This window comes from Mycobacterium asiaticum, assembly GCF_001668675.1.
Lineage (GTDB): Bacteria > Actinomycetota > Actinomycetes > Mycobacteriales > Mycobacteriaceae > Mycobacterium > Mycobacterium asiaticum_D.
The window spans coordinates 1-1,078 of the sequence record NZ_LZKQ01000254.1 but is presented as its reverse complement, the minus strand read 5'-3'; the positions used below and the strand labels follow the sequence as shown (position 1 = coordinate 1,078).

Here is a 1,078-nt window from a genome sequence, read left to right as displayed (position 1 = left end):
CCATGCCGCCCTTCCAGCATTTGGCGTCGAATTCCCGCTCGTAGGTCCAGGTTCCATCGCTGTAGAGCCGCGCCCCCGCGGGGGGGGGGGGGGGGGGGGCGCGGGGGGGGGGCGGGGGGGGGGGGGGGGGGGGGGGGGGGGGGGGGGGGGGGCCGGCGCGCCCCCCCCCCCCCCCCCCGCTTCGGGGTGGCGGAGCGGTTGCTGACCCGCTCCGACGCGTTGCTCGACGGCACCGACCTGCCGGCGGCGACGGCCGACCGGCTGGCGGTGCGCCGCCGGTGGGTGGGCGCCGAACTGGCGATGGCCTCCGGCGACGGCACGACCGCGGTCAGTCGGGCGCAGGAGGCGGTCGACCTGGCGCAGGCCATGACCGGCGCGTCGGCGCGCCACCGGATCAAGAGCGACGTCGTGCTTGCGGCAGCCCTGTGCAGCAGCGGGGCCGTCAAGCGGGCCCGCGACGTCGCGCAGCAGGCGCTCGAGGCCACCGAACCCCTGGGATTGCGGCCGCTGCGCTGGGCGTTGGCTTGCTTGCTGATCGATACCGGAAGCATCACGGTTGAAGCACAAGGGCTGCGCGAACTCATCGAAATCCGGGATATTTGCGCAGGTGAGGTGCAACGCGCTGGCGGAATCTGGCGTACCGCCTGACATCCTGTCCGCCCGTTATTGTCGATCAGCGAGTTAGCCCGGGATGAGTCCCGTTTGTGACTTTGGAGAAACCAGCGTCGATGACAATGCAAGGGGAACGTCTCGACGCTGTGGTCGCGGAGGCCGCCGCAGGGGACCGGAATGCCCTTCGGGAGGTGCTGGAGACCATTCGTCCGATCGTCGTCCGATATTGCCGAGCGCGAGTCGGCACGGTCGAGCGGAGCGGCCTGTCAGCAGATGACGTGGCTCAGGAGGTGTGCTTGGCCACCATTACGGCGCTGCCGCGCTACCGGGACCGAGGGCGCCCGTTCCTGGCCTTCCTGTACGGCATCGCAGCACACAAGGTCGCCGACGCACACCGCGCCGCCGGCCGGAACCTGGCCTATCCCGCCGAAGAGGTGCCCGAGCGCCGTTCGGCGGACGCCGGGCC

Annotated in this window: 1 protein-coding gene and 1 pseudogene; both read left to right on the top strand. The window is 71.9% G+C overall.

The window, feature by feature from the left end:
- Nucleotides 1-177 precede the first annotated feature (177 nt).
- Nucleotides 178-648 (top strand): annotated as a pseudogene (locus tag A9X01_RS21950) (hypothetical protein); the annotation flags it as partial.
- Nucleotides 649-728: 80 nt separating this feature from the next.
- On the top strand, nucleotides 729-1,078 hold a 350-nt coding region (locus tag A9X01_RS21945), incomplete at its 3' end, for a sigma factor (RefSeq protein ID WP_301336954.1).